The sequence below is a fragment of the Dyella silvatica genome (genome assembly GCF_026283955.1).
Classification (GTDB): domain Bacteria; phylum Pseudomonadota; class Gammaproteobacteria; order Xanthomonadales; family Rhodanobacteraceae; genus Dyella_C; species Dyella_C silvatica.
Window position 1 is genome coordinate 1 of the sequence record NZ_JAPDPE010000182.1, and the last position, 5,637, is coordinate 5,637.

9 protein-coding genes are annotated in these 5,637 nt (G+C 57.5%); 1 reads left to right on the top strand and 8 read right to left on the bottom strand.

The window, feature by feature from the left end; all coding sequences use genetic code 11:
* From OUZ52_RS21955 to OUZ52_RS21965, 3 genes are all read right to left on the bottom strand, one after another.
* Nucleotides 1–377, bottom strand: a 377-nt coding sequence (locus OUZ52_RS21955; protein ID WP_266160733.1) for an RNA polymerase sigma factor, incomplete at its 3' end; no start/stop codon positions are given.
* Nucleotides 370–738, bottom strand: coding sequence for a DUF6249 domain-containing protein (locus tag OUZ52_RS21960; protein ID WP_266160734.1), 369 nt, complete (start codon nucleotides 736–738; stop codon nucleotides 370–372). The genes OUZ52_RS21955 and OUZ52_RS21960, both read right to left, overlap by 8 nt.
* 75 nt (nucleotides 739–813) lie before the next feature.
* The gene (locus OUZ52_RS21965) at nucleotides 814–2,235 is read right to left on the bottom strand and encodes a serine hydrolase domain-containing protein (protein WP_266160735.1); all 1,422 of its coding nucleotides are present in this window, start codon (nucleotides 2,233–2,235) and stop codon (nucleotides 814–816) included.
* Nucleotides 2,236–3,106: 871 nt separating this feature from the next.
* On the opposite strand from OUZ52_RS21965, the gene OUZ52_RS21970 reads away from it, so the two are divergent.
* Nucleotides 3,107–3,766 (top strand): hypothetical protein, encoded by a 660-nt coding sequence (locus OUZ52_RS21970; protein ID WP_266160736.1) that lies wholly within the window; start codon nucleotides 3,107–3,109, stop codon nucleotides 3,764–3,766.
* Nucleotides 3,767–3,871: 105 nt separating this feature from the next.
* Here the strand turns inward: OUZ52_RS21970 and OUZ52_RS21975 are convergent, their stop codons facing one another.
* The 5 genes from OUZ52_RS21975 to OUZ52_RS21995 form a co-directional block, all read right to left on the bottom strand.
* The gene (locus OUZ52_RS21975) at nucleotides 3,872–4,222 is read right to left on the bottom strand and encodes a hypothetical protein (protein WP_266160737.1); all 351 of its coding nucleotides are present in this window, start codon (nucleotides 4,220–4,222) and stop codon (nucleotides 3,872–3,874) included.
* Between the two features lie 55 nt (nucleotides 4,223–4,277).
* A complete protein-coding gene (locus OUZ52_RS21980) occupies nucleotides 4,278–4,559 on the bottom strand; it encodes a hypothetical protein (RefSeq protein WP_266160738.1) in 282 nt (93 codons plus the stop codon).
* 75 nt (nucleotides 4,560–4,634) lie between these two features.
* Nucleotides 4,635–4,937, bottom strand: coding sequence for a hypothetical protein (locus OUZ52_RS21985; protein WP_266160739.1), 303 nt, complete (start codon nucleotides 4,935–4,937; stop codon nucleotides 4,635–4,637).
* Complete coding sequence (locus OUZ52_RS21990) at nucleotides 4,934–5,236, bottom strand: hypothetical protein (RefSeq protein WP_266160740.1); 303 nt, start codon at nucleotides 5,234–5,236, stop codon at nucleotides 4,934–4,936. The genes OUZ52_RS21985 and OUZ52_RS21990 overlap by 4 nt, the downstream gene beginning before the upstream one ends.
* A 104-nt stretch (nucleotides 5,237–5,340) precedes the next feature.
* Nucleotides 5,341–5,637: FadR/GntR family transcriptional regulator (locus OUZ52_RS21995; protein WP_266160741.1), on the bottom strand; the 297-nt coding region annotated here is incomplete at its 5' end.

The window sequence follows — 5,637 nt, forward strand, 5'->3', positions numbered from 1 at the left end:
GCATGCTTCAGGTCGAGCTGTAGATCCATCGTGTGCCTCGGTCCCTCCAACTGTTGCAACACCTCATCGTCGACACCGTAGTGCGGTGCGGTAGTTCGGCGTGCCTGTAAGAAGCAGGTATAGGCGATGCGATACAGCCAACTGGAAAAGCGTGCCTCGCCGCGGAACTGGTCCAGGTTTCGCCACGCCAGCATAAAGGCCTCCTGCGCCATGTCGTCTGCCGCAGCGTCATCGCCGCGTAGAAGCCGACGCAGTTGCGCACGCACCATGCCTTGATGCCGGCGCACCAGTTGTTCGAATGCACGACGGTCGCCGTCCCGGCGTACACGTGTTACCAGGGCCTGATCGATACGCGCCTCGACGGCGCTATCAGTCACGCACATCTCCTCGGCGGTTCAGCCACCAACTGGCGAGGTAACCCAAGCCCGTCATCAGCGGCAACAGACCGATACCCCATAGACGATTGATGCCCAAGCCGTTGTCAAGTTGGCCGGGCAGCGCCAGAAACATGGCTATCAGTCCCAAGCCGCCACCGATCAGCACTAACGCCCTGCGCCGTTCGCAATAGACCACCCGCGGCTCCAGCAACAGTTCGGGTGTCAGGTCTACGCCTTTGTCGGCCAGTTGCAACAGCGTGTTGTAACGTGCCTGCGTCCGTCGGTAGCTGTAGCGCAGCACGATCAGAATGATGAGCACAGGGGCGGACATCACTACGAGGGGAATCAAAAAGTAATCCACGGTCTTGCTCCAGATGATGTGTCGAGCCAGAAGGCTTTAGTAACAGATGAGGGGCGCGCTTTCCGTTTCGGGAACTCAGTTCTTGGCCCCTTCGGCGGCAAGCAGGTCGGCAATCTGCTCGGCTAGCAACCAATGTTGCGATGGCCCTTCATTGCTGGTCAGGGCCACGGCCGCACCGGTTTCCCAGATCATCGCCAGGTTTGCCGTGGTGCCTTCGATGCCGCCCTGGTGACCACGAATGTGGCGGCCGTGCGAAAGCCGTTCGTCGATGCCGGCGCCAATGACACCGGGACCGAGCAGCACTCCGCCATCGAACATCTTAGCCAGCGTGGCGGGCTTGACCAGTTCGCCTCCATGCAAGGCTTTGGCGAAACGCAACAGGTCGGTATTGGTGGAATAGCCACCGCCGGCAGGACTGCCCTTGTAGATGCCTTGTATCCAGTTTGCCTTCCATTTTCTTGAGAACACCCCATCGTCGTGGAAGTAGCCGACAGCGAGTCCGGGCACGACCTCATCCACGCTTTCGAAGCCGCTGGATGTCATTTTCGCCGATTCGAAAACATGGTTCTGGATATAGTCGAAGTAGCTTTCGCCGGAGACGTTTTCGATGATGCGACCGAGCAGGACATAGCCAGCGTTGCTATAGCTCAGCCCCTTGCCCGGCTCGCCCGCCTTGGGCTGGCGGGCGATCAGCGCCAGATAGTCCACCGGGTTGACGTAGCGCTCGGAGTGCTCGAAGTATTCCGGCACCATGAAATCGCCCAGGCCCCCGGTATGGTGCAGCAGCTCCCATACCGTGGTCTTCTTCGCTGTCGCCTGGTCTGGATATTCCGGAACCAGTTTCGCCAGCGTGTCGTTCCAAGACAGCTTGCCGGCCTCGACCAGTTGCCCGATGGCGACCGCGGTGAACATCTTGCCGATCGAAGCGATGCGGAACTTCGTCTGGTGATCGACCGGCACCTTGAAGCTGCGTTCGGCAAGGCCACGGCACTCGTCGAATACAATCTCACCGCCATCGAACACGGTCACGCAACCGGAGAAGTCAGACACGCTTACCAGTCGATCCAGTACGGTATGTATCTGCTTTCCAAGCTCCTCCTGCGACACCGTGCCCTTGGGCCAGTCGGCATAAAGCGGATTGTCCATTGGGACCAGCTGCGCACTCCCAAGCTGGTCTGGATGCGTCGGGTCCGCGGTTAACCAGAACAGGGCCGACTGCGCGTTGCGACGCCCCTTGACGGCAACTTCGAGCAGCCCCGGCTGGTGTGGGTCGGTGCGTACATCGAACACCTCCAGCCCGCCGCTGTCGCGCGCCGCTGAAACCAAGTCGGTGACAAAGGCTGCTTTGTCGTCGGCGGCCATTGATGCCGACAGAACACCTGGCACCCATCGCGCGATCTTTACAGGGACGTCGACATTGGCATGGCGGATCAGCTCTCCGGCAAGGTGGCCAACCGGCGTGTCGGGCAGCTGTGCGCTTGGAGTCGTAGTGGCCATGCAAGGGGGCACGGCACAAAACAGCGACAGGGATGCCCATAAGGGGAGGCGCCGGAATGCGTAAGTCACGGTCCGAACGGCAGGGAAGCGATCAATCATAGAGCACGCTCTGTATGGATTAACCGCCGACATGGCGGTCCTGGTCCGTTAGATGCAACAAGCCCATCGATTGGATTCAGTCTGGCCTAATGTCGAGCCGGTTCGCAGGCTCGCGCCACTTCAGCTGCCGGTAGATGCTCATGTCCGCTTTGGGTTGCGTTGACTGACTGAAGTCGCAGTCGAAAGCGGACATGCTGCCCTACAGAAAACGAACTTCACGCAGAGCTTCCACAATGGAAGATGGAAGCGCAGTCAGTTGCCTTGGCCTGACTGAAACCTCGGGAAGCCATTCCATCAGCGGTATTGCAGTGGAGTGTTCAACGGCGCCACAACCGTTGCACCACTCCCAAAGGCCACGCCCGCCGTCACGCCAACGGAATAGCTCGATGCGCCCGCAGAGGGGGCACGGAACCCCGACCTTGATCTTTGACGGATTGTGAGAAAAGGCGGCGTTCCACCTAGCCGAATCTTGTACTGGCACGCCCTTCCAAGAGTGTATTTCCACTGGATCTTCCATTCGATCTCTCCTACTTTCAATGTGGTCCGCTATGGGTCGGAAGCGGATATTTCCAGAACGCCGAGAGCGCACTCTACCCGAAGGGTCCACCCAGCCCTTAGGAACGAGATCTCGCAAGGAAGGAACAGTCGGCGCCGCCCGCCTGAACCCAATCCGATAGCATTTCCCATCTTCATTGAGCAGAGAATCATCATGCTGCACACCGGGCACGAGGCATTTCACTACCCAGAACCGAAGAGCTCGTTGTGGCGTTACATGGACTTCACCAAGTTCATCAGTCTGCTCGAGACCAACCAGCTCTATTTCAATCGTTGCGACCATTTCGATGATCCCTATGAGGGCACGGTCACTCAGGGAACGACTCACCTGATGTGTGACAACGGCAAAACCGAACAAGACATCGAGTCGTACATCGAATCAACCAAGGTTTGGCGGCAACAGATGTACGTCAATTGCTGGTGCAAAAGCGAACATGAATCTGCAGCAATGTGGGGGCTTTACCTCCAAACGACCGAAGGCGTTGCGATCCGCTCCACCTCAGCCAGACTTGCAGCGGTGCTGGACCCCACGCCAATCTCCGTTGGGCTCACCGAGGTGAGATATGTAGACTATGAAAGGCACGCCTACAATTGGGGCAACATTTTCCATCACTATGTATACAAGCGCTTAAGCTTTCGACATGAAATGGAAGTGCGGGCCGTCGTTTGGGGAATAGAAGAGCAGAATCAGCCGCTCATCGAAGCGAATGCTCCACATGTATTGATCGATGTAGATCTTCCGACCTTGATCGAATCCGTCCAAATCTCACCGACTGCACAACCTTGGTTCGTTGACCTCGTTAAACGGTGCGTCAAGAGATATGGACTAGATGTTCCTGTCGTCCAATCCGACCTATACCGCTCGCCGTTGACGTAGCGCGGCCCACGTTATCTATCGAGCGCGTAGGAACAGACCTTCACTGGTGTGACATGAGCGACACGGCATGGGTCTGCTTTGGGTCGGAAGCGGACCTTGGCTACCCTAATCGAAGACGATCCCAGGATTCATGTCCGCGGGTGAGAGCCAGGCAATGCCGTGGCGCTCTGCCAAGTGTTTCTTCTGCGTCGTCCAAACAAAGTGGCAGCGGCCTATGCCGTGACGGTCCGCTAAGTCAGCCGCACGATTTGCCTCGTCTGCGGCTTCGCGAACCCTTTCCGCCAAGACCGAATCCGTCTCGGTGGGGTCGACCAGCAGCTTCCGGTCGCCTTTTTGCTTGACTGCCAACAGAACACGCTCTCGTATCTCGGGCGACATCGCAGACAGCAATTCCTTTGCTCGGCCCACCGGGAGCCCCGAGGCCATGTGATAGTCCCAGATGTCATTGCCTGCCATGCGTCCTCCTTATGATAAGTCCGCTATGGGTCAGAAGCGGGCCTAAAAAAACTAATTAGGTGCTCGCTTGCTCATCCCAAAACAGCTCGATCATGTCTACATCAACGGACAACCTCGCCGTGATGTCTTCCACTTCGTCGGCATTGATGACTGCCCACGGAAGTCGTTTCTCGTCGGATTGAGCGAGCTCCGGCCACTCAAGCTTAGCAAGCGAGATGGCCTTTTCGAACGCTTCGTTGGGGCCGTCGGCTGAGACAACGCCGTTCAACTCGAACCCCGACAACCTTCCGTCACGGACAAATCCTTCTCCTCGACCTAGAACCTGCCAGATTTTCATTGAGTGCATGTCCTTTAAGCCACTGGGTGGAAGTAATGCCTGCTTCGGGTCGAAATCGGACCTTAGCGCCAACGGCTAAAGCTCTTCAAAATCCCCAGTTTCAGCGACATAAAAGCGCGCACCCAATCGACTGCACAATTGCCGCAGAACGGCTCGTTCTTCGTCCCCCCATACGCCGTTTACTGTGACGGTGCGCGGGTCGAGACTCTCCTCAAGGCCTTCGATATTGGCTGTAAGCATCAGGTGCCCGCTACCTGACAAAAGCTCCGTAACGAGGGTTTCCACGGCCTGCCTTGCCCCCAGCGTGACGGGCACCCAATCCTTGCCCAACGACACGACACTTACATCAGCTCGCACGATGATTCCAACGCTGCTCATTCACCTCTCCCCCCAAAAAGAAAAATGTCCGCTTCGGGTTGGAAACGGACATTCCTGGATTGTCGCCCAGATTCGATCAGTGGGGCGAGCAGCGGTGTGACCGCTTCGTCGAACTGGGTGTCGCTCAGACCCGTGCCTTCCCGCCCTGGAATCATTCCGCGATTCCAGCTCGCTATTGCAATGAGAACCGGGGACGGTATGCCGTTGAATTCGTCATCCACTTTGGTGATCAAAACGCTGCTACTGGCGTCGCCATAGAGCTGGCGAAGGGCTTCGCTAGGTTTCACCTCCGCAAGCATCAGGACCCCCAACCGAGTTCATCCAAAGCCCCTCAAATTTATGTGCGCATAATGTCTTCTGCGGGTCGATAGCCGACATTTCGAGCTTGGCTCATCGCGGTAAGTCAGCGCGGCACAAGATCTCGACCCACCCGCTTGATGTGCTGTTCTACATACATGACCGCCGCGTCGACGTCGCCGCAGACAATGGCCTCGTAGATCATGCGATGCTCGGATGCATAAAGTTGTATTCGCTTCGCTTCATAGATCCCCTCGTCTTTAAGGCGCTTCCATAGCGGTTGGTCCATGCTCTTGGCGACCACGTCGGCGACTTTCAGCAGCAGCGGATCGCCAGTCATGGCGGCAAGCCGGTGATGGAACAAGCGATCGCTTTCGTTCCATCGTGCGCATTGCTCGGGAGA